Annotated in this window: 28 protein-coding genes, 1 tRNA gene and 3 pseudogenes; 19 read left to right on the top strand and 13 right to left on the bottom strand. The window is 63.5% G+C overall.

The genetic code is table 11. The features are described from left to right. Nucleotides 1–137 precede the first annotated feature (137 nt). Nucleotides 138–350, bottom strand: a complete 213-nt coding sequence (locus NATTI_RS0110580; RefSeq protein WP_019991807.1) for a hypothetical protein — start codon at nt 348–350, stop codon at nt 138–140. Between the two features lie 116 nt (nt 351–466). Between NATTI_RS0110580 and NATTI_RS0110575 the strand changes: the two genes are divergently transcribed. Next, nucleotides 467–904 carry a DUF302 domain-containing protein gene (locus tag NATTI_RS0110575; RefSeq protein WP_006087854.1) on the top strand — a complete coding sequence of 146 codons (438 nt, stop codon included), beginning with the start codon at nt 467–469 and terminating at the stop codon, nt 902–904. Between the two features lies 1 nt (nt 905). After that, nucleotides 906–1,458 (top strand): annotated as a pseudogene (locus NATTI_RS25330) (class I SAM-dependent methyltransferase). Between the two features lie 138 nt (nt 1,459–1,596). On the opposite strand, the gene NATTI_RS0110565 reads toward NATTI_RS25330, so the two are convergent. After that, nucleotides 1,597–2,496: an alpha/beta hydrolase gene (locus NATTI_RS0110565; RefSeq protein ID WP_006087852.1), complete on the bottom strand. Its 900-nt coding sequence runs from the start codon at nt 2,494–2,496 to the stop codon at nt 1,597–1,599. A gap of 48 nt (nt 2,497–2,544) precedes the next feature. Next, nucleotides 2,545–3,270 (bottom strand): DsbA family protein, encoded by a 726-nt coding sequence (locus NATTI_RS0110560; protein ID WP_006087851.1) that lies wholly within the window; start codon nt 3,268–3,270, stop codon nt 2,545–2,547. Between the two features lie 109 nt (nt 3,271–3,379). Here NATTI_RS0110560 and NATTI_RS0110555 point away from each other — a divergent pair, with 109 nt between their 5' ends. The 8 genes from NATTI_RS0110555 (at nt 3,380) to NATTI_RS0110515 (ending at nt 7,872) form a co-directional block, all read left to right on the top strand. Beyond that, nucleotides 3,380–3,928, top strand: coding sequence for a hypothetical protein (locus NATTI_RS0110555; RefSeq protein WP_006087850.1), 549 nt, complete (start codon nt 3,380–3,382; stop codon nt 3,926–3,928). Continuing rightward, nucleotides 3,925–4,419, top strand: a complete 495-nt coding sequence (locus NATTI_RS0110550) for a hypothetical protein (RefSeq protein ID WP_006087849.1) — start codon at nt 3,925–3,927, stop codon at nt 4,417–4,419. The genes NATTI_RS0110555 and NATTI_RS0110550 overlap by 4 nt, the downstream gene beginning before the upstream one ends. 107 nt (nt 4,420–4,526) lie before the next feature. After that, nucleotides 4,527–4,718, top strand: coding sequence for a response regulator (locus tag NATTI_RS0110540; protein WP_006087848.1), 192 nt, complete (start codon nt 4,527–4,529; stop codon nt 4,716–4,718). A gap of 98 nt (nt 4,719–4,816) precedes the next feature. Then, a complete protein-coding gene (locus NATTI_RS0110535; protein ID WP_006087847.1) occupies nt 4,817–5,179 on the top strand; it encodes an ArsR/SmtB family transcription factor in 363 nt (120 codons plus the stop codon). Continuing rightward, entirely contained in the window at nt 5,179–5,442 is a 264-nt protein-coding gene (locus NATTI_RS0110530; protein ID WP_006087846.1) for a DUF7521 family protein, read from the top strand. The genes NATTI_RS0110535 and NATTI_RS0110530 overlap by 1 nt, the downstream gene beginning before the upstream one ends. Before the next feature lie 432 nt (nt 5,443–5,874). After that, nucleotides 5,875–6,561 carry an SCO family protein gene (locus NATTI_RS0110525; RefSeq protein WP_006087845.1) on the top strand — a complete coding sequence of 229 codons (687 nt, stop codon included), beginning with the start codon at nt 5,875–5,877 and terminating at the stop codon, nt 6,559–6,561. 493 nt (nt 6,562–7,054) lie between these two features. After that, nucleotides 7,055–7,195 carry a hypothetical protein gene (locus NATTI_RS27320; RefSeq protein WP_019991805.1) on the top strand — a complete coding sequence of 47 codons (141 nt, stop codon included), beginning with the start codon at nt 7,055–7,057 and terminating at the stop codon, nt 7,193–7,195. A gap of 305 nt (nt 7,196–7,500) precedes the next feature. Next, nucleotides 7,501–7,872, top strand: coding sequence for a thioredoxin family protein (locus tag NATTI_RS0110515; protein ID WP_006087844.1), 372 nt, complete (start codon nt 7,501–7,503; stop codon nt 7,870–7,872). Nucleotides 7,873–8,100: 228 nt separating this feature from the next. Here the strand turns inward: NATTI_RS0110515 and NATTI_RS0110505 are convergent, their stop codons facing one another. From NATTI_RS0110505 to NATTI_RS0110475, 7 genes and pseudogenes are all read right to left on the bottom strand, one after another. Next, the gene (locus NATTI_RS0110505) at nt 8,101–9,630 is read right to left on the bottom strand and encodes a dihydrolipoyl dehydrogenase (RefSeq protein WP_027119119.1); all 1,530 of its coding nucleotides are present in this window, start codon (nt 9,628–9,630) and stop codon (nt 8,101–8,103) included. A 69-nt stretch (nt 9,631–9,699) separates the two neighbouring features. Then, nucleotides 9,700–10,191, bottom strand: a pseudogene (locus tag NATTI_RS0110500) (heavy metal translocating P-type ATPase); the annotation flags it as partial. A gap of 251 nt (nt 10,192–10,442) precedes the next feature. Beyond that, nucleotides 10,443–11,567 carry an MBL fold metallo-hydrolase gene (locus NATTI_RS0110495; RefSeq protein ID WP_006087841.1) on the bottom strand — a complete coding sequence of 375 codons (1,125 nt, stop codon included), beginning with the start codon at nt 11,565–11,567 and terminating at the stop codon, nt 10,443–10,445. A 208-nt stretch (nt 11,568–11,775) separates the two neighbouring features. Next, nucleotides 11,776–12,180 carry a helix-turn-helix domain-containing protein gene (locus tag NATTI_RS0110490; protein WP_006087840.1) on the bottom strand — a complete coding sequence of 135 codons (405 nt, stop codon included), beginning with the start codon at nt 12,178–12,180 and terminating at the stop codon, nt 11,776–11,778. 4 nt (nt 12,181–12,184) lie between these two features. Continuing rightward, nucleotides 12,185–12,514: a hypothetical protein gene (locus NATTI_RS0110485; RefSeq protein ID WP_019991802.1), complete on the bottom strand. Its 330-nt coding sequence runs from the start codon at nt 12,512–12,514 to the stop codon at nt 12,185–12,187. A gap of 169 nt (nt 12,515–12,683) precedes the next feature. Next, nucleotides 12,684–12,757: transfer RNA gene (locus tag NATTI_RS0110480), tRNA-Ile, on the bottom strand. Between the two features lie 67 nt (nt 12,758–12,824). Continuing rightward, on the bottom strand, nt 12,825–13,436 hold the full coding sequence (locus NATTI_RS0110475; protein WP_006087838.1) for an FxsA family protein: 612 nt from the start codon (nt 13,434–13,436) through the stop codon (nt 12,825–12,827). A gap of 161 nt (nt 13,437–13,597) precedes the next feature. Between NATTI_RS0110475 and NATTI_RS0110470 the strand changes: the two genes are divergently transcribed. The 3 genes from NATTI_RS0110470 to NATTI_RS0110460 all read left to right on the top strand — a co-directional run bounded on the left by NATTI_RS0110470 (nt 13,598) and on the right by NATTI_RS0110460 (nt 17,058). After that, nucleotides 13,598–15,247, top strand: a complete 1,650-nt coding sequence (locus NATTI_RS0110470) for a DUF255 domain-containing protein (protein ID WP_006087837.1) — start codon at nt 13,598–13,600, stop codon at nt 15,245–15,247. A gap of 86 nt (nt 15,248–15,333) precedes the next feature. Beyond that, the gene (locus NATTI_RS0110465) at nt 15,334–16,137 is read left to right on the top strand and encodes a TrmB family transcriptional regulator (protein ID WP_006087836.1); all 804 of its coding nucleotides are present in this window, start codon (nt 15,334–15,336) and stop codon (nt 16,135–16,137) included. 90 nt (nt 16,138–16,227) lie between these two features. Beyond that, entirely contained in the window at nt 16,228–17,058 is an 831-nt protein-coding gene (locus NATTI_RS0110460) for a PGF-CTERM sorting domain-containing protein (RefSeq protein WP_006087835.1), read from the top strand. A 250-nt stretch (nt 17,059–17,308) separates the two neighbouring features. Here NATTI_RS0110460 and mptA read toward each other — a convergent pair whose 3' ends face one another. Then, nucleotides 17,309–18,247: a GTP cyclohydrolase MptA gene (gene mptA / locus NATTI_RS0110455; RefSeq protein WP_006087834.1), complete on the bottom strand. Its 939-nt coding sequence runs from the start codon at nt 18,245–18,247 to the stop codon at nt 17,309–17,311. Nucleotides 18,248–19,252: 1,005 nt separating this feature from the next. On the opposite strand from mptA, the gene NATTI_RS0110445 reads away from it, so the two are divergent. Then, the gene (locus tag NATTI_RS0110445; RefSeq protein ID WP_019991799.1) at nt 19,253–20,197 is read left to right on the top strand and encodes a nucleotidyltransferase domain-containing protein; all 945 of its coding nucleotides are present in this window, start codon (nt 19,253–19,255) and stop codon (nt 20,195–20,197) included. A 479-nt stretch (nt 20,198–20,676) separates the two neighbouring features. Then, nucleotides 20,677–21,450 carry a hypothetical protein gene (locus tag NATTI_RS0110440; RefSeq protein WP_006087832.1) on the top strand — a complete coding sequence of 258 codons (774 nt, stop codon included), beginning with the start codon at nt 20,677–20,679 and terminating at the stop codon, nt 21,448–21,450. Between the two features lie 37 nt (nt 21,451–21,487). Here the strand turns inward: NATTI_RS0110440 and NATTI_RS0110435 are convergent, their stop codons facing one another. Beyond that, complete coding sequence (locus NATTI_RS0110435) at nt 21,488–22,552, bottom strand: pyridoxal-phosphate-dependent aminotransferase family protein (protein ID WP_006087831.1); 1,065 nt, start codon at nt 22,550–22,552, stop codon at nt 21,488–21,490. Nucleotides 22,553–22,702: 150 nt separating this feature from the next. Between NATTI_RS0110435 and NATTI_RS0110430 the strand changes: the two genes are divergently transcribed. Next, a complete protein-coding gene (locus NATTI_RS0110430; RefSeq protein ID WP_006087830.1) occupies nt 22,703–23,323 on the top strand; it encodes a DsbA family oxidoreductase in 621 nt (206 codons plus the stop codon). Between the two features lie 187 nt (nt 23,324–23,510). On the opposite strand, the gene NATTI_RS0110425 is transcribed toward NATTI_RS0110430, so the two are convergent. After that, nucleotides 23,511–24,368: an NAD(+)/NADH kinase gene (locus NATTI_RS0110425; RefSeq protein ID WP_006087829.1), complete on the bottom strand. Its 858-nt coding sequence runs from the start codon at nt 24,366–24,368 to the stop codon at nt 23,511–23,513. 224 nt (nt 24,369–24,592) lie between these two features. Here NATTI_RS0110425 and NATTI_RS0110420 point away from each other — a divergent pair. From NATTI_RS0110420 to NATTI_RS0110410, 3 genes and pseudogenes are all read left to right on the top strand, one after another. Next, nucleotides 24,593–24,730 (top strand): annotated as a pseudogene (locus NATTI_RS0110420) (ATPase domain-containing protein); the annotation flags it as partial. 113 nt (nt 24,731–24,843) lie between these two features. Continuing rightward, a complete protein-coding gene (locus tag NATTI_RS0110415) occupies nt 24,844–25,083 on the top strand; it encodes an amphi-Trp domain-containing protein (protein WP_006087827.1) in 240 nt (79 codons plus the stop codon). Nucleotides 25,084–25,098: 15 nt separating this feature from the next. Next, on the top strand, nt 25,099–25,461 hold the full coding sequence (locus tag NATTI_RS0110410) for a hypothetical protein (protein ID WP_006087826.1): 363 nt from the start codon (nt 25,099–25,101) through the stop codon (nt 25,459–25,461). Nucleotides 25,462–25,539: the final 78 nt, after the last annotated feature.

Below are 25,539 nucleotides of genomic sequence, written 5' to 3'. Positions count from 1 at the left end.
GAGTGCCTCGAGTTGCTGGCTGCTCGCGATCCGAACACGAACTCCGAGTCCGTTCGCCGGTCGATGGTTTCGGAATCGGCGCGGCGGCTGCACGGAGTGACGGCGCGAACGCTCACGATTTCGGTCGCCGAAGGCGGTTACGCATCACAGGACGAGCAGGCGGACCGTAGTCGGAACAGCAGTGCGACGACACCGAGTACGGCAAAAACGACGAGCCCCTGTACAAGACCAGCGATGAGTCCGACGGTCGTGCCACCGGTGACGGCCATCGCGCCGGGACCGACACAGCAGAGACTGGCCACCCCTGCGACGCCAAGGAGGGTCCGTCGGGAGGTAGCGTCCGAGTCCATGAGTAAATCTCCGCAAGGAAGACCAATATATGTTCGGTCGATGTTCCGAGTCGGCGAAACGCCAACATCGAATCCGGAAGTGACTTTCGTATATCACCCAATACTCTACACGAACGATGCTTCCTATCGATCCCACGCAGATAGACCCGGACGATATCGGCCAAACGCAGACCGTCCTCGAGATGGACCACGAGGAGGCGATCGAGCACGTTCGTGAAGTGTTCACCGACGCAGGGTTCGGTGTCCCCGTCGAGTTCTCGCCGTCGAAACTGCTCAACGAGAAAGTCGATGCCGACCGCGACCCCTACTACGTCCTCGGGGCCTGTAACCCCGCAGTGGCCGACCGGGCGCTCGAGGCCAGCGACGGCGAACTCGGCGCGCTCTTCCCGTGTAACGTCGTCGTTTGGGAGGAAGAACCCGGTCGACAACGCGTCTATCACGTCTCGATCATGCGGATCGCACGGCTCGTCGGGATAACGCCGGACGACGAGGAGATGGCGGAGATCGTCGCGGAGACCGGCGAACTCGTCGACGCCGCCTTCGAGGAACTGTAACATGGGTTTCCACACGTTCGACGCCTCGCGGGCGGGAGGAGGCCGGACGACGATACCGATTCCTCTCGGCCGAGGAACTGCTGTGGGCGCTCTCGCTCTCGCCGGACGACATCGTCGCCGATCTCGGCAGCGGGACCGGCTTCTTCACCGACGACATCGCATCCCACGCCGGCGAGGTTCGCGCGGTCGACGTCCAGGAGGAGATGCACGAGTTCTACCAAAAAAAGGGCGTTCCGGAGAACGTCGACCTCGTGACCAGCGACGTGGCCGACCTGCCGTTCGACGATGGCGCCATCGACGCCGCATTCTCGACGATGACTTACCACGAGTTCGCGAGCGACGAGTCGCTGGCCGAGATCCGACGGGTCCTCGCCGCTGACGGCCGACTCGTGATCGTCGACTGGGCGGCCACCGGAACCGGCGAGAACGGGCCGCCGGTCGACGAGCGATACAGCGCTGACGAAGCGGTAGAGGCCCTCCGCGACGCCGGATTCACTATTGAGCACGAGGCCGTCCGACCCGAGACCTTCTTGCTCATCGCGACGCTCGAGTAATCGGTTCCGGCGGCGTCACGTGGGCGGTCTCTGTTCGCGTCGGACCGCCGCAATCGGCCGTGGCCGCCACGAATTCCTCACCGCTCGCCGGTCCATTCCGAAGCGAGACGTTCCGGAGGCTTCGAATCGCGCCGTCGGCTAGGCGATCAGCGTTCGCTCGAGGAACGCGAGCTGGCGATCGACGACACGTTCGAACGCGTCGCCGCGGTAAACCTCGAAGTGGCCGACCGGGAGCCTGAGACGCTCGACGTCGTCGAGTTTCGAGACGAGTCGGTCGACGGTCCACGACGGGACGATCGTGTCTCCCGCCGCCTCGACGACGAACGCAGGGCAGGAGACGTCGCCGGCCGCTGTGATCGGTCGATAGGCAGGGACGGTTGCGAGGATTCGCCCCGGACACTCGTTTCGACTGGTCGCGTCGTCGGGAACCATCGACTCGTAGCCGGGCTTTGCGTCGGGCGTGTTCATCACGGCGAACTCGTCGGGGTCGGCAACGATCGAAACGTAGTGGGGGTCCCGACCGACCGCCGTCCGCGCGAGATCGGTGACTGCGCCGGAGAGCGCGCCACGGGCGTAGGAGAGGCCGCCCCGTCGGATCAGGTTGCCCGCAGTTGCGAGCCCATCGGTGAACGGCACCTGCGCGACGATCGCGTCGACGGCCGGATCGCGTGCCGCGGTCGCGACGACGTGACCGCCGCTGAAGGACGTCCCCCAGAGGGCGAGTCGTTCGCCGTCGATGTCGGAGCGGGATCGGGCGTGTGCGACGGCGGCGCGCCAGTCCTCGAGGTGGCGTCGCGGGCTGATGAGGTTCCGTGGCGTGCCGTCGCTGTCCCCGAACGTACGGTAGTCGAAGACCAGCGCGGCGAGGCCGTGCTCGGCGAACCGCCGAGCGAACGCGGGGAGTCGCCACGTCCGTTCGCCGCCGAACCCGTGGGCCATCACGACGACCGGCGGCTCCTCCGCGGCGGTCGGTGCGAACAACTCCCCGCGGCAGGTGACACCAGTGCTGGTAAACGAAATCGACGTCTGCTGAACCATCGGTTCGAGCGGTGATACCACCCGAACGACCGTAAATCGTGGCCGTCGTCAGCCGTCCTCGATCCGTGCGATCGCCTCGTCGAAGCGTTCGGGCGGCTGTGCGCCGACGAGCGAGCCGGCGGCTTCGGCGTCCGGATCGAAGACGACGAACGTCGGCGTGCCCGACACGCCGCGTTCGGTCGCCCGGTCCGCGTCGGTCTCGATCGTGTCCTCGAGTTCCGGCCGTCGGTCCTCGAGACACGACTCGAGGGCGTCCGCGTCGACCGCGTCGACGGAGCGGGTGTACTCGAGGAGGTTTTCGGCCGACGCCCAGCCCGAATTCTTCTCGTCCTGTTCCTCGAATACCGCCGCGTGCCAGTCCCAGTACGCGGACGGCTCTTCGTCGCGGACCTGCTCCCAGACGCACTTGCTCGCCACCGCGGCAGTCACCGAGTCCGCGCCGAAGTACGGCAAGGCGATCAAGACGATGCGAACGTCGCCGGGCTCGACGTGGTTCCGGACGAGGTCGGGGAGCGTCTCCCGCTCGAACTGCTCGCAGAACGGACACTGGAAGTCCGTCCAGTAGTAGATCTCGAGCGGCGCATCCGGCGCTCCCATGATCGGCTTCCCGTCGAGATCGACGCCGAACGCTGACGTCTCGTCGCTCGAGTGAAACGACGGGGAGATATCATGGGCGTCGTCGTCGGATCGCGTGAGATAATAGGCGCCGCCGGCACCGAGCGTCACGACTGAGCCGGCGAGGAAGGCACGACGGGATGGCTGATCCAGGGACATCGATGTTCCCGTGAACGTTTCCGACCCGGGGTCGTAACGGAACCGCCGATTTGCTGAGTCGGCAAATCGGAGTCGGAGATTTGAGTCGTCCCTGCATCGGTTCGATCGAATGTTCACGCGCGACTCGCTCAAGGGGTATCTGACGAACCTCTTCGAAGCGGCCTCGTATCCGTTCGAGACGTGGCGAGGAACGATCGGACTGGTACTCGTGACGGTCGCCACCTACATCCTCCTGATCTTGAGTACGATGCCGGCGTTCTCGCTCCAGATGCTCGGCGACGGTCTCCACTGGTTCGAGTACGTCGTCGTCTCGCTCACGGAGACGGTGTACCGAACCGACGGCTGGACCGGACTCGGGATCATCGTCCTCTACGCGCTGCTGTCGGGGATCGCGGTCGTCAACGTCGTCGCGCAGTTGCGAATCGTCGGTCCCTCGAGTCTCACGGACCTCTCCGGGGTCGTCCCCGGGCTCCTCGCCTCGGGGTGTGCGAGCTGTGGCGCCGGCCTCCTTGGTTTTCTCGGGTTCGCCGGGGGCCTCGCGGCACTTCCGTACGACGGCACGCTGGTTCGCGTCGGCGGTCTCCTGCTGTTGCTGTTCTTCCTCGGACGGGCGGGCCACCCCGAACGGTGTGCCATCGCGACGGAGGGAGCGAAATGACGCTGCGGAACGTCTTCCGGTCGATCCGATCGGACCGGCGAGCGACGGGATGGGGAACGGCCGCCGCGATCGGCGTGTTCCTGCTGTTCGGACTCGTCACCGGACTCATTCCGAATCCGCTGTACGTCCGGATGGTCCCGCGGACACCCGTTGACTACCTGTTTCTGACGCTGACGGCACTGCTCGCGGGCGTTTACACCGCACAGCGGCTGACGACCGAGGTGGTAGGTCCGGACTTCGAAGACGCCGACGAGAGCGGTAGCGACGGCACAAAAGGCGAGGATCGCCTGGCGATCGGCGGACTCGTCGGGGGGTTCCTGGCGGTCGGCTGTCCGATCTGTAACGTCGTCCTGCTCGCGCTGTTCAGCTCGTCCGCCCTCATGACGTACTTCGATCCGTTGCGTCCGGCTCTCGGTGCGCTCTCTGTGGCACTGTTAGCGGGGTTGATCTACGTTCGACACAGTCGATCGTGTCCGACCTGTGCATCGTAACCTGTCTCACCTCCCGACTCGTTCTCGAGGTGCTCGAGAACGACTTTCCGGGGATGGACTGGCGAACGCTCCTCGATTGATTCGATACCGACTGGACGGAGATTCCCGTGCTCGTCTGTTCCGAGCGGATCGACGAGAAAGTGATCACACAGTCGTACGCGCGCTACGCAAACGCGTACGTCCGAAAATCGAGCGACCGAGGCGAGTTCGTGGACGCCGTCCGAGCGCTCGAGGCGTTCTGGTTCGATACCATCTGGTTACCGCCGAGAGACGGAACAGGTTCGAAAGATCAGTTGTGACGCGACGGCCCCATGAGTCCCGCATACAAGACGCTCTCGGTGATTTGCTGGATCAGCAAATCGTGGCCTATTTGCCGCTGAACGACGGGGTGTATCCTGTGCAAGACGGTGGCTCCTCGGACTCGGCGGAAATCTTCCAGATCCTCGCGGACGAGTACGCACGGAAGATCATCCTCGCCGCCGACCGAGACGGACCGAAGACCGCGAAAACCCTCAGCGAGGAGTGTGACGCCTCGCTCACGACGATCTACCGCCGCGTCTCGACGCTGCAGGAACACGGCCTCATCGAGGAACGCCGAACCATCGACTCGGACGGCTCCCACCGAAGCGAGTTCCAGACGGCACTCGAGGAACTCCACATCGACATCACTGACGGCCAACTCTCGCTGACGATGGAGACTCGTGACGAACTCGCAGACAACTTCACGGCGCTCTGGAGCGGGCTCCGAGGTGAGGACTGATGGACGCATCGTTCCTGCTCGCCAAGCTGATCACGCTCGTCTTGAGTCTCGTGATCGCGTATCTGGCGTATCACGGCTATCGCCGCAGCGGTGAGACGCCGATGCTGTACGTCTCCGGCGGATTCGTCTTCATCGGTGCCGGTGCGATCTGTGAGGGACTCATCTACCACGCCTTCGGGACGACCGTCGCGTCTGCCGCCCTCGTGCAGGCAGTCATCGTCTCGAGCGGAATGGTGCTCGTTCTCATCTCACTAACGAAGTGATCTATAGTAGCCACTGAAAGTCAATACACACCTGATCGCACGACGGCAGCGCGGTTCGAAGCGGACGCGGTTCGGAGCGAACGGAGTGAGCGAGAACCGAAGCAAAGCGAACGGGGACCGCAAGCGACCCGTGAGCAAACGAAGTGAGTGAGAACCGCGGCAAAGCGAATAACGCGGGATCCTCGATCCCGCGGACCATGCGAATAGTGCGAGACCGTCGGTCTCGCATACCGTGCGAACGGCGGCAGCGCCGCCGTGAGCAGACGGGGAGGAACGATCCGCGAGCTGTGCGATCAGTGTGTACATAGTTTCAGTTGTTACTATAGCGGCTCTCAGAGGGCACCTCCGTCCCGTTCTTCCTCGCTGCTGGCAGTTTTTCCGACTCGGGGAATCGCCGTCCCGGATTTAGACGTGGCACCGAAACGCTACCCTATGAACCGACGGCTGTACCTCCGATCGATCGCCGCCTCGAGCGTCGCCGCTACTGCAGGTTGTCTGGACGCCATCTCTCCCGCGGGAACCGACGACGGGCAGGTCCTCGAGTCGCCGGAGCGCGATCTGAGCGAGGCGACGCATCCGAGTTACGGCGACGAATTCCCCACGGCGAGCGTCCCGAATCCCCTGACCGGTGAGACCGTTTCGACCGATCAGTTCGAGGGCGAGCGGACGATGCTGGTAACGTTCTTCTACACATCGTGTCCCGACGGCGTCTGTCCCGCGCTGATGCTGCGGTTGCGACGCGCGCAGGAAGTCGCGGCCGAGAACGGGTACGTCGACGATGCCGCGTTCCTCGCGATGACGTTCGACCCCGAACGCGACACCGAAGACGTGTTGCAAACGTACGCCGGCCAGCAGGGCGTCGACCTCGAGGCCGGAAACTGGCACTTCTTGCGGCCCGAACGCTACGAGGACGCGAAATCGATCGTCGACGACCGCTACGGACTCCCGATCGAGAAGCGCGACGCCGACGAGTACGAGAATCTCGAGTACATGTTCCCCCATTACAGCTACATCTTCCTCGTCAACGAGCGCGGGCTGGTCGAACGCGTGTATCCGGACGGAGCGACCATCGCGACGTCGAAAGTTGTCGAGGACTTCGAAACGGTGGTGACCGCGTGAACCGCCTCGGGGTCAAGTGGTTCGAGAGAGCAAAGCTCTCTCGTCATCAAGCGAGACCGGAGGTCTCGCGGACATCGCGGAGCTTCGCTCCGCTCAGTCACGGAAGATCTTCGATCTTCCGAACGACCCCCAGGCTTCCCGCAGATTTGGGATGAACACTTCCTGCGAACCATCGGTCTGGTAGCCTCAAGTGGTTCACGAGGAATGCGGTCGACCTGTCCACGAGGCCCGACACCACCCGTCGCAACCGCAACCCGATGTCGAGGTGGTTTGAGATGTGACGCATTCCCTTCAGACGGGCGGTTCGCATTACGGTCTTTAACGCCTACTACGCCCGTTATTTCAGGTTCTGCACGTCGAATTTTAAATCTGTTGACGGGCTTCACCCCCGAGGTCAAGCCTCGGAGCACTCGCCCTGTACAGCCAGTAGATTCGGCGACGGGACGTCCTCGTCGCCGTCGGCAGTCTGGGAACCATTGGAGCCGCGGGTGCGGTGGCGATTCGTGGCCCACCGTCGTTCGACGGAACCGACGACCCGGAGAACGCAAACGGCTCGTCATCGACGGCTGCCGTTCCGCTCGTCGTCGGAGCCTGGGATGGCTATCCCCAGATGGATGACTTTCCGACGCAGTAAAAGAGGGAGATCCATCCGAGAACGAGACCCGTGATTACGACCATAAAGTCAGCCAGACAGGTCCCGACGACAACACAGTAGCCGATCCCAATCGTGAGGAGAATCAACGAACTACTAATCAGAAGTAGACAACGACGTTGAACGGTGGGTTCCATACGCTACCGTATCACGATCGTTCATAAATAGCGGCTACATCGAGTAATGATGGTCAGAAAATAACGAATATAATACACACGGTCCGGTTCGAATCGGTATTGTTCGATGTGTGCAATACATATATGTGCGCTCGAGCCCTACTGACGATAATGACCGAAACAACGCCTTCGGAACCGACCGACGACGGCAGCACGACCCAAAAGCCCGTCCAGTTGAACGACGTCGCCGACTACGACGACCTGCTCGAGGAACGCGACCTCGTCCTGCTCGAGTTCGTCACGTCCGGCTGTGGCATCTGCGCGTCGATGGAGCCGGTACTCGGCGGCGTCGCCCGCAACGCGCCGGGCGTCGTGGCGATAGTGAACGCCGGTCTCGTTCCCGACCTCGCGGCGCAGTTTAACATCCAGAGCGTCCCAACGCTCGTCGTCCTGAAAGACGGCGAGGAAGTCGCCCGCTTCGACGACGGGTTCCAGCCCGCCGAACCGCTCGTCGACGCCCTCGAGACGCACGCGTCACGCTAAGGATACGGTCTCCGCCACCGATATCGCCTCCGTCGTCGGCCGAATGCAGAACGGCCCCGAGGTCGTCGGTCTTCGCGGGACCGACGTCGTAGGCGTCGATCATGACCGGTACCGGAGTGCCGAACCGCTGTCGATCAGGTACTCCTCGGCGGCCGACTCGAGCGAGCGCGTCCGATCGCGATTCGTTTTCCGACGGTAACATAATCCACCGAGCGAACGCCGTTCTCGTTACTCGTGGCCGTGATCGGGTTCGTGGTCGTGGTCGTGACCGTGCTGGTGGTCGTGGTGATGATCGTGTGTCCCCGCTCCGTGGCGAGTGAACTGCCCCGAGAACGCCCGATCGACCACCTCCGAGAGCGCGGGATGGACGTGGACCGACTCGCGAATGTCCCAGACGGTACCCGTCCCCGCTTTCATCGCGACGACGACCTCCTCGATCAGATTCGACGCCTCGGGGCCGACGATGTGACAACCGAGAATCTCGCCGTTCGGTTCGATACTGACCTTGACGAACCCCTCCACTTTCATCGCCTTGCCGCGAGCCGTGTCCTCGTACCGATAGGTCGCGGTGGCATACTCCCGCCCCGCATCGCGGAGTTCACCCTCCCGCGCGCCGACGCCGGCGACCTCTGGCGATCCGAAGACGGCAAAGGGCATCGCAGTGTAGTCGACCGCCTCGAGGTCGTCGCTGAGCAGGTTCCTGACGACAGTTCGCGCCTCGTGGTTCGCGTTGTGTTTCAGCAGGTACTCACCGACGATGTCCCCGAGCGCCCAGATTCCCTCGGCCGTCGTGCGCAGGTATTCGTCAGTCTCGACGAAGCCATGTTCGTCAGTCTCGACGCCGGTCGCCTCGAGGTTCAGGCGATCGGAATTCGGTCGTCGGCCCGCCGCAACGAGCAGGGTGTCGCCGGTCACGGTTACGTCGTCCTCGTCTTCTCCCTCACCGTTACGCTCGTCCCCGCGACTGGATACGTCGTCCCACGCCGGCGGGTACGCTCGAGCCTCGACGGTCACTTCGCCGTCGGATTGCTCGGCTGCGACCGCCTCGTAGCCCGTGTACACGTCGAACCGATCGGCGTAGCGCTCGGTGAACGCGGCCGCGACGTCTTCGTCGGCCGTCGGGAGGAGATGCTGTTGCCGACCGACGATGGCCACGTCGCTGCCGAACGTTCCGAAGAAGTGTGCGAGTTCAGCCGCGATGTAGCCGCCGCCGACGATCACGAGATCCTCGGGCGGCGTCTCTAACTGCAGCGCCTCCCTGCTGGTGATATAGTCGACGGACTCGATGCCGTCGATCGGCGGAATCGCTGGCCGCGTTCCCGCCGCGATCAGGACGGTCTCGGCCCGGGCGCGCGTACCGGCGTCGAGTCCGTCAGTGATCTCGACCGTTCGATCGTCGACGAACTGCCCCTCGCCTTCGAGCAGCGTGTGCTGACTCGAGGTTCGTAGCCCGTGGTGGATCGACTCGGCGCTGCTCGAGACGTCCTCGTTCACCTCGCGGACGATGTCGGCGAAGTCGACGCCGGTTACGTCGGCGTGGATGCCGAACTCGTCGGCTCGCTCGACGGTTTCCATCACCTCCGCGTGGTACAGCAGTTGCTTCGACGGGATGCAGCCGCGGTTGAGACAGGTCCCGCCGAGCGGTCCCTTCTCGACGACCGCGACCAATTGGCCACGGTTCGCGAGGGCGCTCGCCACGTCCAGTCCGGATCCCGAGCCGATAACGAGGAAGTCGAACGACTGGTCGGTCGTTTCCATACTGAACGTAGCGACCTCCAGCGCCGTCAATCTCACACACGCGTCGCCCCGCCGGCCGGCCCCATTGCGGAGCGCGATCGCGATCGCGGTCATCGCGAAGACGCTCAGCACGTACGGCTGCTCGAAGCGATCAATGAGTTGCTGGGTCGGCGCTTTCTTGTCCTAGACCCGCTCGACCATGTGGATGAGCCGGGAGATCGCGTACTCCTCGAGCATGCCGGACAGCGAGAACAGGAACAGCAGCATCGCGCCCTCGAACGGCGCACCGATGTAGAGCGCACCGAGGGCGGCGATGATGATCAGGAGATCGGTCTCTACCGCGGGCTCCCGAAGGGCAGCGATGCTCCCTTTGAGTTCGTACCAGCCACCGAACACGTAGGCGACCGCATAAAAGCCCCAGACGAGCGACGACGGAGCACCGAACCAGCTGCCCAGGAGCCCCCCAATCATCCCGAAAAACGTGAGGGTGACGAATACCGCCTGCCGCCGAACGTCCAGCCGTTCCGTCGACGTCCCCGGCTGTTCGACGGCGACCGAGGCGGGATTCGAGGTCGCTTCGATACCGGAGCTTACTTTCTGTGTTGAATAAGCGTTGTGCGGATCACTCACACGGACGAGTTCCGTCGACGTTGCGTCGCTGCCCGGCAGCGGACTCGACCCGGTCGGAGTGACGTGATGCCCTCAAACGCGTTCTCGGGCGGCCTCCCGAAACACGCGTATCCGTGCCGGTATCCAGCGCCTCGGAGGTGGACCCCGGCGCGTCCTGAGACAGTAGCGCCGAAAGCACCGACGGCCGACGTCACGTCGACACCTCAGTTCGCGGCGCAGTTGTTCGGGCCGAGTTCGAGCGCCTCGACATCGCCGCCAGGCTGCTCTTTGCCCCAGTTGATCTGCTTGATCTCGTTGTAATTCGCCGGCTCGTCTGCGAGGCTCTCGACGATCGTCTCCACGAAGGCGTCCTCGTCACCGTCCGCGACGTAGCTCAAGAGTTCGTTTGCCGTTTCCGCGCGGAGATCGCCCAGTTCGGTCGCGAGCGGGCGAATCGATTCGTCGCTGAAGTGACCCGGAAGAACGACGGTCTCGTCCTCGAGGTCCGTCAGCCGCTCGAGGCTGTCGAACAGTTGGCCGGCGGCCTCGCGGACGGCCTCCTCCGCGCCGTCCTCGAGGTCGGGACGACCGACGCTGCCGAGGAACAGCGTGTCGCCGGATAGCAGCGCGTCGCCGAACCGGAACGCGACGCTGCCGGGAGTGTGTCCCGGCGTGTAGCGTACCTCGAGGTCGCGATCGCCGACAGAGATCGTCTCGCCGTCTGTGAGTTCCGTGACGTTCTCGAGTGCGCCGGCATCGTCCCCGTGGAGGTAGTAAGGCACGTCGAGTTCGCCGGCGAGGCGGCGGGCACCCGAGACGTGGTCCGCGTGGGCGTGGCTGTCCGCGACGCCGACGATTTCGAGGTCGCGCTCGTCGACCGCGTTCAGGTACCGATCGACGTACTGACTCGGGTCGACGACGACCGCCTCGTCGCCGTCGTGGGCAAGATAGGAGACACACCCCGTGCCAGGCCGGACGATCTGGACGACGCCGTCGGCGGCGTCGACGTCGTACTGGCGGTGGACGCGTCCCCAGCCGTTCATTCCATCGGCAACCGACGTCGCGTCGAACCCGTGTTCGCGGAGGAACTCCGCGGCTCGCGCGGACGTGATGCCGGCGACGCAGACGACCGCAATCTCCGTGTCTTTCGGGAGTTCGTCTACGTGCTCCTCGAGCGTAGAGTAGTCGTACGCCAGGAGTTCGTCGTAAATGGGAACGTTCGTACTCCCGTCGATCCGCCACTCCTCGTAGTCGTCCTCGTTCCTGACGTCGAGGACGAAGGGGGCCTCCGTATCGTCCTTCTCGAGACGTCGTGAGAGTTCCGTCGGCTCGAGGTTAATATTGCTCATAGCGCCCAATCGTACACGATACTCACTCTTAAGTTCATTGCTGTACTGTGCGCTGATCGATATCCCCATCGGCGGCAATGGCCGCCAAGGAAAGCAGTTCGGAACAGAGAACTGGACGAGAAGAGAGACGCTGTGCAGGGAGCGCCGTCGAACGGCAGTCCGTCGTAGAGACTCGAGAGTCGTCCCGGGGTTGCCAACGTCCGGACCGTTACCGGGCGGGAACTTCGGTGCCGGCGTCGGCGTGTTCGTACTTGTCCTCGAACTCCTGGATGAGTTGCCCCATCTTCGCGTACCAGTCGTTGAGCATTCGCTGCATATCGTTCGCGATCTGGGCCGGGTCCGTCGGGTAGTAGACGTGGTAGTAGCCACCCTGTTCGTAGTTGATCTGCTCTTTCTGGATGAAGCCGCTCTGGAGCAGTCGCTGAATCGATCGGTACGCAGTCGAGCGCTCGCGGTCGACCCGATCGGCGACCTCGTCGATCGTCAGCGCTTCCTCGCTTTCGACCATCACGCGGAAGCAGTCCTTGTCGAGTTGCTTGAGCCCGTGAATACACTCCAGCAGCCCTTCGCACACCATGTCCTGCTGTAGTTGCTCTGCCATCGAGTTAGCCATTTTATTATCCCTTGGTAGGGGCCGTGACGATATAAGGGTTGTGTGAATATTGTGCAATCTCGATGAGCCGCGACTGATTCGAGACGTGCGACAGCGTCGATTCGAGGAACGTGCTCACGCCGGCGGCGATGCCGATGCCGAGGGAGATGACGACGGCTCCGGGACCGACGAGCAGCCCCCGACGGCGTAGCGGCTGGCTCCCCTCAGAGACCAGTTCGGCAGCCAGCTGGATTTGAACCACCTCGAGACGTTCGGGGTCGCTCGTTCCACTCGCTTCCCGGGCATGCGACTCGCGTAATTCAAATCCTCGCGGCAGCACGTACTCGCGGCTCACGAATTTGTTTGCCGCAAAAGTATGGGCCAACTCGGATTTGAACCGAAGGAAGACATTCCGGGTCGCTCACTTCGTTCACTCCCGGGCTGTGACTTCCAAGGCTCAAATCCGAGTAGGATGTATTTTTGCTGCTCACGGCTCACTACGTTCGCATTGTTCGCAGCAGAAATGGGCCAACTCGGATTTGAACCGAGAGCCTCCACCTTATCAGAGTGGCGCTCAACCTGATTGAGCTATTGGCCCGCGTCGCAATCAGTAGTTGCCGGGTGGGATGTTTAAGCGTTTCTTTCTTGGTGGCCCGTGCGAACCGCTACCGCGTGGGGCGGTCATCGCCGTCGTCGTCCGATTCGTCCGACAGGTCCGAGGTCCGTTCGTCGCCGAAATCGATCGTGTACGACTCGTCATCGGTCCCGTCGTCGACGGAATAGTCGTCGACACCGAGGTCGTACGTTCCGGTCTCACTCGAGCTCCCCTGTCCCCCTCGAGCCATCCCTTCGTCCGGGAAGCCGATCGTCCAGACCTGTCCGCTGGCGAAGCCGCCGGTCTTCTTGTCCGCGTAGGGGACGATCACGAAGCGTTTGAGTCCAGCGCGGATCGGAATCCGCGTCAGCGGGATCACGAGCAGGAAGCCGATGAGGTCCGTAACCAGGCCGGGCGTGAGCAGGAACGCACCGGCGGCGATCAGCAGGCCACCGTCGAGCAGTTCGTTGGTTGGTGGCTTCCCCTCCATCAGCGACCGTTGCATCTTCCGGATGGTTCGGCGACCCTCGGCGCGGACGAGCAACATGCCGACGAGTCCGGTCAGGACGACGAGCAACACCATTCCCACCCAGCCGATGTACGTCGTCTGGCTGACCACGACAGCGAGAATCACCGCGTCGAGAAAGGGGATGAGCAACAGCGCGAAGATCCACCGGAGCATGCCCCGATATAGCCGGGGGAGGGTGAAAACGCTTTACTCTCGTTTCGCGTTCGGGGATTTCGCCGGCCTCGAGCAACGGTTCGGCCTCGAGGTCTGACACCACGAATTCGGAGCCTCTCATCGAACGAAGGGCTTACGCCCGGGACACCCGAGGTGTCGGTATGGACGATCCGACACGTGTCGAGTGGCGCGAGTGGGGACCGGACGCCTTCGACGAGGCGGCGGAAACGGACGTTCCCGTCTTGCTCTCGCTCACTGCGACGTGGTGTGACCACTGCCACGAGATGGACCGAGAAACCTACGCGGAGCCGCGAATCGCGGCGAACGTCAACGACAGTTTCGTCCCGATTCGGGTCGACGTGGATCGCTACCCGCGCGTTCGCGATCGGTACAATATGGGCGGCTTTCCCTCGACGGTCTTTCTCGCCCCCGACGGGACGGTGTTGACCGGCGCGGGCTACCTCGGTCCCGACGGAATGCGACAGGTACTGGACAGTGTCCGAACCATGTGGGACACCAAAGGGAGCGGCGCTGGACGAGTTCCGCGGCCGCTCCGGGAAGACAGCCCGCCCGCAGGCGAACTCACGACCGACGTCGAATCCGCGATGCTCGGTCAGTTGACCGAGACCTACGACGATGTCGCGGGCGGGTGGGGTCAGAGTCCGAAGTTTCCGCTCCCCGATGCCCTCGAGTTCGCGCTCAAGCGCGACCGGGAGATGGCGCTTCGCTCGTTCGACGCCGTCGGCGCGAACCTGTTAGACGAGTACGACGGCGGCTTCTACCGCTTCGCGACCGATCGCGACTGGTCGGGACTGCAGTATGAAAAGTTGCTGGACTCCAACGGTGCGCTCGTGCGCGCGTTCGCGAACGCCTATCTGCACACGGGCAAAGACGAGTATCGAGAGCCCGCCGAACGCACCGTTGAGTACCTTACGACGACGCTGTGGAACGACGGCGCCGACGCGTTCGCGAACAGTCAGGCCCCCGGTGACGACGCCGCACACGCCCTCGACGCGACCGACCGCGCTGCCGCCGACGAGCCGCCGGTCGACGACGGCGTCTTCGCCGGGCCGAACGCGCTGGCGATCGAGGGGCTCCTGACCTACTACGCCTACACCGACGACGAACGCGCTCGGCGATACGCCGAACGCACACTCGCGACCCTGCGAAACGACCTGCTCACGGATGGCGTCGCCGCGCACGCCCTCGAGGGAGGCATAGAAACCGACGAACACGGAACCCCAACACCTCTGCTTACCACGCAGGCGCGCACGCTGGCTGCGCTGACGACCGCCGCGAGCACCCTCGAGGGAGACGTCCTCGAGGACGCCACCGCGGTCGCGGACGCGACGATCGATCGGCTTCACGACGAGGCGTCGTTCCTCGACGGGCCGGCGACGGGCGTCGGACTGGTCGACCGCCCGCTTCGGCCACTCGACGCGAACGTCGCGTTCGCGGACGCGCTACTGGAACTGTCGGTCCTGACCGACGAAGAGCGTTACCGCGACGTCGCGCGAGAAACGCTCGAGGCGTTTGCCGGCGCGAGCGACCGCTTCGGCGTACAGATCGCCCGATATGCGACCGCTACCGCGAGATTGCTCGAGGGGCCGCTGGTGATCCGCATCGCGACCGGCCCCGGAACCGACCTACATCGGGCGGCGCTCAGGCTGGCCGATCACGAGAAGGTCGTCGTTCCCAACGCCGCCGATCTCGAGTCGGAAACGGCTCGAGTCGAACGCGGTGAAACCGTCTCGGAGCCCGCCAAAACCCCGGCCGAGTTGAGCAAACGCGTGCAGTCGATCCTCGAGTAACGCCCGACTCCACGACCACACCGGGTGAATCACTCGGCTATCAAACCACCACAGCGTTTATGTTTCTTCGGTTGGTCTGTCAGCACATGTCCAGTCTCAGGGATCTCGGGCTCTCGGAATACGAGGCTCGAGCGTATCGAGCGCTCCTCAACACCGGCCCCACAACGGCCAAGGAGTTGTCGCGGGCGAGCGACGTGCCGATGGGGCGGATCTACGACGTGTTAAACAGCATCGAACAGTACAACCTCGTCCGGAGTCAGACCGCGAGCCGGCCGAAGAAGTACGTCGCCGTCGAGCCGTCGACGGCCCTCGATCGGCTGCTCGACGACAAGAAGCGCGAACTCGAGGAGAAGGCCGACCAGTACGAGTCGATCGTCGACGATCTGGCCGACGAACTCGATGCGGCGGAGCCGGTCGAAGACCAGTTCTGGACGGCCGCCGTCGGTCCCGACGAGACGATCGATCTCCTCCTCGAGCGACTCGCAGCCGCCGACGACCACATCGTGATGGTCTCCGCGGATCCGGCCCCGCAGTGGGACTTACAGGCCGTCAGCAAGGAAGTTAACGCGGAGGTCGAAGACGCCCTCGATCGGGGCGTCACAGTCGATCTCTTGATGACTCGCCAGATGGTCTCGTCGCTCTCCGAGGAGGTGGGCCGACGCTACCGGGAGACCCTCCAGCAGCGCGACGAGTTCGACGTGCGAACGAACGACGACGTCTCTGGCTCGTTCAACATCATCGACGGCGTCGAAGTGTGTATTCAGGTACCAAACCCACTCTCCTCGGGCGACGCGTTCGGGATGATCGATCTCAAGGATCCCGAGTTCGCGGCGAACGTTCACGAGGAGTTCGTCCCGCGCTGGGACGAGGCGGACCCGCTCGAGTTTTAACGTCGGTGTGGATACTCACTGATCGACGCAGCGGACAACGGCAACTCACCGAGCAAACACATTTATGATAGCTACGCAGAAAGTCCGCGTATGCGTTCACTCACTGACGGATCGACCGTAACGATCGGGGTAGCGGCGCTCGTTCTACTGGCGATGGCGTTCGGCGGCGTAGCGGCACCCGTCGCGGCAGAGGAGGACGTCGGCTCTGGGAGCATGGAAGTGACCGTCTCCGAAGACGGGTCGCTCGAGCAGATGGAAGTGTCTATGGGACTGACAGACGAGACGTACGAGGAGTACATGATGTTCGCCGAGGCGGACGGCTACGAAACGGTTGAAGAGTGGTACGAATCGCTGTTCGAAGCGGACGAGTGGGTCGGCAACGCATCGGTAACGGTGACGGAGACCGACGGCGGGTACGAGTTATCGGTAACGCTCGAAGACGTCGATACGAGCGGCGAACCGCACATCGATGTCGAGGCGGACGACGAAACAGTCGTCTACGAGGAGTTCAACGTTCAGGATCCCGACGACGATCCCGAACTCTCCGAGATTACGTATCAGGTGAACATGCCCGGCGAAATCACCGATTCGAACGCCCACGAGGTCGACGGCAACGTGGCGGTGTGGAACCTCCACGACGAACACACCGACGAACTGTTCATCGAGGCAGCCCTCGACGGCGGGATCGAACTCGATGTCGAGGAAGACACCGATGCGGACAACGAGAGTACCGACGACGATACTGAGAGTGCATCTGCAGACGACAGCGACGACGGCGACGACGATACTGAGAGTGCGTCCGCGGACGACAGCGATGACGGCGACGACGATAGCATGCCAGGCTTCGGCGGTGCCGTCGCCCTCGCCGCCCTCTGTCTCGCCGCGCTGCTGACGGGACGCCGTCGAATGGACCCCCGATAGCGGGCGGACGGCACCGATACCGACTCGTGGAGTCCGTCGTTTGGCACACGTCGAATCGACTCAGCGGTGCCGGTGCTGTACCGCTACTCGCGCAGCCGACTCGGCGGCGGATCGTCCGAAAGCACAGAAACCGAGTTATCGAGCATCTCGAGCGAGAGGCCGGACGAAGCCCATGCCGTTACCGATGGACGTGCCGACGAAAGGACTGCAGACGAACAGAAACGGACAGTGACGGATATCGATCGGCGGCTTAGCGCTCGAAGTCGCCGTTGACCTCCTCGCGCAGCGTGCCCATGTCAACGACGCGGTCGGCGTGGGCGTTGTGCTGGTGGATCGACTCGTCGTTGGACTGTTTCATCGTGATCACAGCGTCGTCCGCGAGGTGGTCGAACTCGTCGACGACGCCTTCGGCCAGCGCGCGCACGCAGTCCTCGACGAACTTCGCGTCCGAGTGCGCGTCGAAAGTCATATGATCCTCGTCCGGTCGCTTCGCGAGATTGTAGATCCGGGCACTCATCGCGTCGCGCGCGATGTCGATGACGTCGTTCAGGTCGACCTCGGGGTCGCCGCTCGCTTCGATGGTCAGGGTCGCGTGGCCGCGCTGGGAGTGACCCGGCTGCGGGACTTGGTCCAGGAAGTCGGTGATCGTCCCCTGCTCGACGCCCAGATCCTCGAGCGTCTGTTTCGCGCGCGAGGCCGACATCCCCTGCGAGCACGGACAGACGGTCATCCCGGTGACCTCCGCGCCGATCTCTTCGCGGGTTCCCTCCTCCGTCGCCGTGGCTGCGGCGATGATATCGACCGTGTGCTGGGTCTCGCGGTCGCTCGCGGGCGTCTGCTCGCGGCGCATGAACTCCGCTTCCATCGAGACCTTCGCGGTGGAGGTGTAGTCGTGTTTCTCGAGCAGCCGTTCGGCGGCGTCGCCACAGACGTCCTCGACGCGGTAGGCCTCCTCGCGGGTGGCCTCCTCGAGAATTTCGTCGATGACCTCCATGTTACGGCTCATGTCCGCGCCCTTGCGCCAGCCGGGAAGGTCGACGAAGACCTCGAACTCGGCGGTGAGCACGATGGGGCGTTTACCCTCGCGGGCGATCTTGACGAGTTTGTCGACGCCGGTGACGCCGACCTGACTCAGGCCGACGGTGACGTCGGGCGACGTTGCCTGCACGTCCGGGAGTTGGTGACTCATTGTCCGCATTCAGGGGAGGGGGCGATTCAACCTTTCGAAAGCTGCAGTCCTCGGTGGACAGTCTGGCACTCTTGCCGGTCTCGATCGGTTGAATCGATCTTCGACTCGCGTCCAGCTCTCGACCGTCCTTTAAGTGCTTCTGGTCACAAGGTGAAGATACGACGGGAGAACGCAGGCTTCTACGGACTCACCGATTCGCCACTGGCGAGTATCCGCGGCTGCTCGAGAGTGCCCGTTCAATTTCGCTTTACGTACTTCTGGTCACAAGGTGGAGCTATGACGAGAGAACGCTCGCTTCTCAGGTGTTCACGTCGGGCAGCAACGGCTGCGATGTGCTATCGCAGAGGTTCTATTGGTCAACGTCACGTTCGGAGAATTAAATGGCCGTGTATGGATGCGACCGCAATTCGAGTGGTTGGTTATCTCACTGCGACTAGCGCGAAATCGATCGGAATCGGATCAGTTGCGCCCAAGCAACCGTGCTCGCGGCACAGATTCCGCCCAACGAGAAGCTGATGCCCGCCGGCTCTGATACCGCGTACCTCGCTATCGATATGAGAACCACGATGATGGTCGCCAAGCCGAGAACACGCCAAATCAATCCAACGGACTGAGCCCGATCCTCGATTCGTTTGCCGAACGATGAGCTGGCGACCGGTCCAATTAACACAGCTGTTAACAGAAAGCCGACCGCTACGGACGGCCAAGAGACTGCCTCGAGGCGAACGAACTGAAGAGGGACCCACGTGACGGAGAAGACGGTTGCCAGAGAGATTTCAGTTACTGACGGCGGGCGATTGGGAAGCCACCGTGAAGACGGACTCATATCAGTCATCGTTCCAGCATTAATCCATTATCACGTAAATGTGTTCTCAGGGTTGGGACCGACGCCGATAGCCGGCGTCCTTTAAGTGCCTCTGGTCACAAGGTAAAGCTACGAAGGGCATTTCGGCGCGGTCACACCGCGTTTTCGATTCGTTATTTTCCAGTACTCGAGCGACAGCTATGGCCACCGTTCCGGACCACGTCTCAGAAAGCGTCGACGAGTTGCTGACCGCGATCGAACGCGATCGCGACGTCTCTATCGCGCTGGCGGCCGCCCGCGGCAGCCACGCCTGGGGTGCGGCAAGTTCCGAGAGTGACTACGACGTCGGCTTCGTCTTCGTACCGGACGATTTACGGCAGTACGCCCACCTCGAGACGCCCCCGACGACGATCCACGCGGCGAGCGACACCGACGCAAGGACCGCCGAGATCGAATGTCAGGGCTGGGACGTCCGGACGTTCGCGAAACTGCTCGCGGACTCCAACGACGGCGCGATCGATCTGCTCCGGAGTCCGATTCGCTATCGCACCGGTTACGATCCGACCGAACTCGCCGAATACATCGAGGAGGCGTACAACCCCATGGATCTCTATCACGCGTGGCGCGGCATCGCAACCAGCAACTACCGCAAGTACGTTTCCCACCACCTGGTGTCCACCGACGACGAACTGTTTCCGATCCTCGAGGTGCTCGAGGACGACGACGCCTACGTCGTCGAAACCGACGACGGAACGGCGACGATTTCGGCTGACGACGAACGGTACGCCGAGACGCAGACGAAACCCACGGTGAAACGGAACCTGACGATCTGTCGGGCCGCGATGTCGGCTCGATACCTGAGGGCGGCCGGTGAGCGGGGCGAGCACGACCTGCCGGCGCTCGAGTTCGAGGCGTTCCTGACCGAGCAAGCGCCAGCGGTCTTCGACGCGGAACGGATCGAGAGGGCTCGTGAGTTACTCGAGCGGAAGCGAGCGGGGGAAGGAGCCGTCGAAATCGGCGACGCCGTCGGCCACGAGTTCGCCCATCCGCCACAAGGGATTGATCCCGAGATTCACGCACGAGAGGGACCAGATGTCACGAGACTGGACGAGTCCGTCGACGAGATGATCGCTGCGACCGAGTAGGAAGTCGATTCGCTCTTTAAGTACTTCTGGTCACAAGGTGTAGATACGACGGAAGAACGGTCGCTTCTCGTGGAGTACTCAACTGACCAGCCACTGCTAATCGTAGTCTGCATTCACACCGGACTGTCGTGGCTCCGCGGTTCTTTAAGTGGTTCTGGTCACAAGGTGTAGATACGACGGGAAGACGGTCGTTCTCCTGCACTCACACCGTCCAGTGGCGACATTTCCGCTCACTGAAGTCAAGTGTCACCACGACCGCACGTTCTTTAAGTGTCTTTGGTCACAAGGTTAAGCTACGAAGAGCTTTTCGCGGACCCCATATACTCGAGAGCCCCAGCGCTGCGTATATCGAAGAAACCGCCGTGAGCGGCGCGGAGACCTATCCGTTCTAGGATCAGTCAGCCCGTGGTGTCAGTCTGCCTGAGAGACCAGCCAACTGGAGCGAGCCTTTTTCCGTCTGCCTGTCTGAGCGGGAGGTAATGAGAGACGACGGTGCTGAACCCCCGGGCGTCGACCACCCTCCCGCCGTCGGCGACGGCCAGCGACTCGAGTACGACGAGGACCGCCGCCTCGAGACGCGGCCAGGCTCCGGGTCGCTCTCCCGGGCGGACGTCCAGCGCGACTCGACGGTCCGACAGTGGGGCGTCGTCACGCCAAGTGCGACCGTCATCGGCCGCGCGGAATCCCCCGACGCGGATCTCTCCGAAAGCATCCGTCGGCTCCACGACGAGCAACACGGCGCGACGCCGGGCTACAGCGAGCGCGCCCACCACCTCGATCGTCTCCGGACGACACAGGCGCTGTGTAACGCCCTCGACGTGACGCCGTGGCAGCGTGACCTCGCGCTGGGCGTCATGGACGAGATCGATCTCACCGAGTTCGGTAGTCAGCGGGCAATCCCAAAGGTCGCGCTGGTCGTCATCCGCCACGTCGTCGATGTCGACCGCCAGCAGTACTTCGGACTGGACGATATCGACACGCAGGCGCTGTCGCCCGACCGCATGGAGGAGCTGTTCGGTCAGTACCGAGCCCACGATATCACCGACGAGGAGACGTTCAAACGCCTCGCAGCCGACTACGGACTGGACACGACGAGCCTGAATCGGCTTCGACGCGTGCTCAAAGAGCAACTCGAGGAGGAGTTGCCCGCCTACGGCCGAAATCCGTACCGAGATCCCAACCTGCCGGACGTGACGGGGACGACCGACGAGAGCGCAAGTGCGGCTGCGGCCGGGGACGCAAACGGGAGCTAAGCCGTTCTACTGCTGCGCCATCTACTCGAGGCGAGCACTACTCCAGTACGGCTTCGACGGCGTCCATCGCCCGATCGACCTTTTCGACTTCAGCGTTGTACCCCATGTGCCCGAACCGAAGGATGTCGTCTTCCATCTCGCCGAGTCCGGTCGCTAGCACGATATCCGCCTCGTCCGCGACTCGTCGTTGTACTCGCGTGGCCTCGCCCGGGAGGTGAAACGCCGTCACCGTCGGAGACGATCGCTCGTGGTCGGGATACAGCTCGAGTCCGAGTTCGGCCCCTCGCTCTCGACACCGCTCGGCGGCGTCCTCGTGGCGCTCGAAAACGGAGTCGAGGCTCTCCTCGAGCAGTCGATCGAGCGCCGCGTCGAGTGCGGCGACGTTCGCGTCCAGGTGGGTGTAGGGGAACCCCCCGGAGACGTCCCGCCACGGGAGGAAGTTCGTGTAGAGCGAGGACGGATCGCGTTCCTCCATCGCCGCCCACGCGCGGTCGCTGATCGCGGCCGTTGTCAGCCCCGGTGGCGCGCTGAAACACTTCTGGGAGGCACCGAGACAGACATCGATCCGGTCGGTGGGAACTGGCGTCCCACCGAGCGACGAGACGGCGTCCACGACGCTCAGGACGTCGTGCTCCTCGAGCAGGTCGAGGACGGGCCCCATCTCGTTGAGCGTCCCGGTGGGCGTCTCGCAGTGAACCAGCGTCGCCAGTGTGAACGGATCGCCCGCGTCGTCGGCGTCCTCGAGCGCCGTCGCGATCGTCTCGAGATCGTACCCCTCGTCGTACGGCGCGGAGACGAGTTCGGCCTCGCCGTCGGAGGAGTTGACGAAGTCCGCGAACCCGTCGCCGTAGAGTCCGTTCGAGACGCAGAGCACCCGATCGCCGGGGGCGACCAGCGAGGCGATGGCCGCCTCGAGGCCGAGGATTCCCTCTCCCCCGGGAACGACGACGTCGTGGGACGTGTCGTAGATCTCCGCGAGTTTCGCACAGACATCGTCGTATCGTTCGGCGAATTCGGGTTCGAGATCGGGATTCGGCTGCTCCGCGGCCATCGCTTCTCGGACCGCCGGCGGGACCGTCGTCGGACCTGGCGTGAATCGCATACCGTCCCCTGCGGTCTGCACCCATTAGCCGGTTACGGGACGTGCCCCAGTAGCCAGTTACGGGACGTGCCCCACTAGTCGGTTCGGGACGTCGCGTGCGGAGCGTGCCGGTTGCCGTCGGCTTTTGAGTTTCGACCCCCTACTGCGTGTATGTCCGACGAAATTCAGCGAGTCGAACTCTACGCCGACTACGTCTGTCCGTTCTGCTATCTGGGGAAGAAATCCTTCGAGCAGTATCGCACACAGCACGAAGAGCCACTCGAGGTCGACTGGCGGCCGTTCGATCTCCGCAGCGGGAAGCGGAACCCGGACGGCTCGATCGATCACGACGCCGAGGACGGCAAGGACGACCAGTACTTCGAACAGGCAAAACAGAACGTGCGTCGGCTGCAAGCGGAGTACGGCGTCGAGATGGCTCAGGAACTGGCGATCGAGGTCGACTCGCTGTCGGCCCAGCAGGCGTCGTGGTACGTCAAACAGGAGTACCCCGACCAGTGGGCGGCCTTCGACGAAGCGGTCTACGATGCGCTCTGGCAAGACGGGCGAGATATCGGCGACGAGGAGGTGCTGGCCGACATCGCTGAGGCGGTCGGGCTACCGGTCGGCGAAGTCCGGTCCGCGATCGACGACGAGGGGCTTCGAACCGAACTCGAGGACCGGTTCTCCGTGGCCCAGCGGCGCGGGATCACCGGCGTCCCGACGTTCGTTTCCGGCGAACAGGTCGCTCGCGGTGCCGTGCCGCCGGCCCAACTCGAGCAGTTACTCGACTGAGAAGAGGATCGTGTCGAATCGGTTGCCATGACGGATCTCGAGGGGGAGTCGGGTTCTGATCGGCTGTACTGATGACGTCTTTGCACCGAAGGGAGAGGCACTCGAGCGATCTGCTCATCGCGAGACAGCGCAGGCCACCCAGACCTGCCATCCAGTGGCTACTACACTCACCCGATACGTCGCTGACTCACTCGAGTTTCCCGAGGCTCTCCACGAAATCCTCTCGCGGGCCGACGAGCGTGACGGGATCGTCTGCGAGTGAAACGGCGACCGTCGCGGGGGGCTCGAGTTGCTGTCGATTCCGCCCGTCGTTGATCACGTAGGCGGTGTCTGATCCGGAGACGGTGAGTTCGAGATCCGTTTCGGGGTCGACGACCAGCGGCGGCATCGCGTCCGCAGCGGCCATCTGCGTGACGACGAGGGCGTCCATCGAGGGATGGACGAGCGGCCCGCCCTCGCTCAGGTTGTACGCGGTCGAGCCGGTCGGCGTCGCTACGAGCACGCCATCGGCGCGGCTCTCGGTGTACTGGTCGCCGTCGACCCGAACCTCGATCGTCGCGCCGCCGCCGTGGCCTCGTCGCTTGCCGTGGACGACGACCTCGTTGAGCGCCGGCTCGAGCGTCCAGTCGCCGTCGGGAGCGCTCGCCTCGAGTCGGGCGAGTTTGCGGCCCTCGAATGCGCCGGTTTCGCGACGCTGCGAGACGAGATCGGTGACAACGTCGACGGCGTCGGCAGGCGCGACGGCGTTGAGAAACCCCACCTCGCCGAAATTGACCCCGAGAATCGGCGTGGAGCCAACCTCTCGTGCGACGAACAGCAGCGTGCCGTCGCCGCCGATGCTCACGACGAGGTCCCGGTCGGCCATCGCGGCGACCGGCACTGCGGGTTCGCCGATCGCCTCGCCGGTCGCGTCGTCGACGACCGTTTCTACGCCGCTCGTTCCCCCGTGGTCGACGCCGCGCTCGAGCGTCTCGACCAGTTTCGCGGCGAGTCCCTGTGCGCGCTCGTTGTCCCGTTGTGCGACGATGCCGACGGCGGCGTCCATTGCCGGCGAGTAGCCGTCCCGTCGTCAAAAAGCCACGTTTTGCCCGTGTCGGAACAGTCGGTTTGGGCGGCGGCGCGACACCCGCGGTCCCGTGAGAACCCGTCCGGCAACAACATTCATCGTCATGGGGCACACTCGAGCTAGCTGAACGGTGACGCGTGCGTCGCCCACCTCGTATGAGCATGTCCTCGAACACTCCGGTCGATTCGTCGATGGCTGCCCGACGACCGGACGACTTTCGCGAACCCCAACTCGCGATCGAGATCCAGAAGATCCGGGACGCGAACCACTCCCGGGAGAAAAAGCCCTACGAGATCACGAACGAGGGGATCTCGGTCTATCAACAGGCGAACCTCTTCTGAGACCAGTTGTGAACGCTGCGTTGGGGGTGTGACGGCACTCATTCACTAGTAAGAGCGTGTTAGGACCGCGTTCGTTGCTCATACTTTTGCGCCTCTCGCCGTCACCGATGGCTATGGCTCAACGGACAACGGCCGACGAGAAACTCACTCGATCCGAACTCGCCGCGTACCTCGCGGGGCTCTCCGAGGAGTTCGACCGGGGTAGCGAGGAGGTCCATGTTGACGTCGGCAATAAGACGGTATCGCTCAATCCGCCCGAGGAGGTCGACTGCTCCGTGGACGTCGTCGAACGGAGCTCGATGCTTCGGGGCAGCCGCGAGACGATCAAGATCGAGCTGAGCTGGAAGCCCTGATCCACTCCTGAACCGATGTCTGCCATCGATGCCGCCGTTATCTTCGGTCTCAGTCTCGTCGTCGGGACGGTCGCGATTCTGGGCGGCGTCCGGATCGTCCTGGACCGAGACGCGGGGATCGCCAACGCCGCGGTGACCGCACTGATCGGCGCGGCCGTCTGGGCGGCGACGAGCTATTTCGCCGGCTGGATCCCCTTGCTCGGGATCGTCGTAATGCTCGTCGCCTGGGTCGGCGTGATCCATTGGAGATACCCCGGCGGGTGGGGAACCGCCGCCGCGATCGGTATCCTCGCCTGGGTCGTCGCCGTCGCGATCGTCTACGCAACGTCACTGGTTGGGATCGTCGCGCCGGAGGCACTCGGCATTCCGGGCGTTTAGCGTTTCGACCCTCGCCGTTTCCGACGAACAGTGTCCCGAGCGTTGGCGTGTCCGGCGAAGTGCCAACGGCGTTCCCAC

The organism is Natronorubrum tibetense GA33, assembly GCF_000383975.1.
Classification (GTDB): Archaea; Halobacteriota; Halobacteria; order Halobacteriales; family Natrialbaceae; genus Natronorubrum; species Natronorubrum tibetense.
The sequence above is the reverse complement of the archived record's forward strand: the minus strand, read 5'-3'. Positions and strand labels throughout refer to the sequence as shown.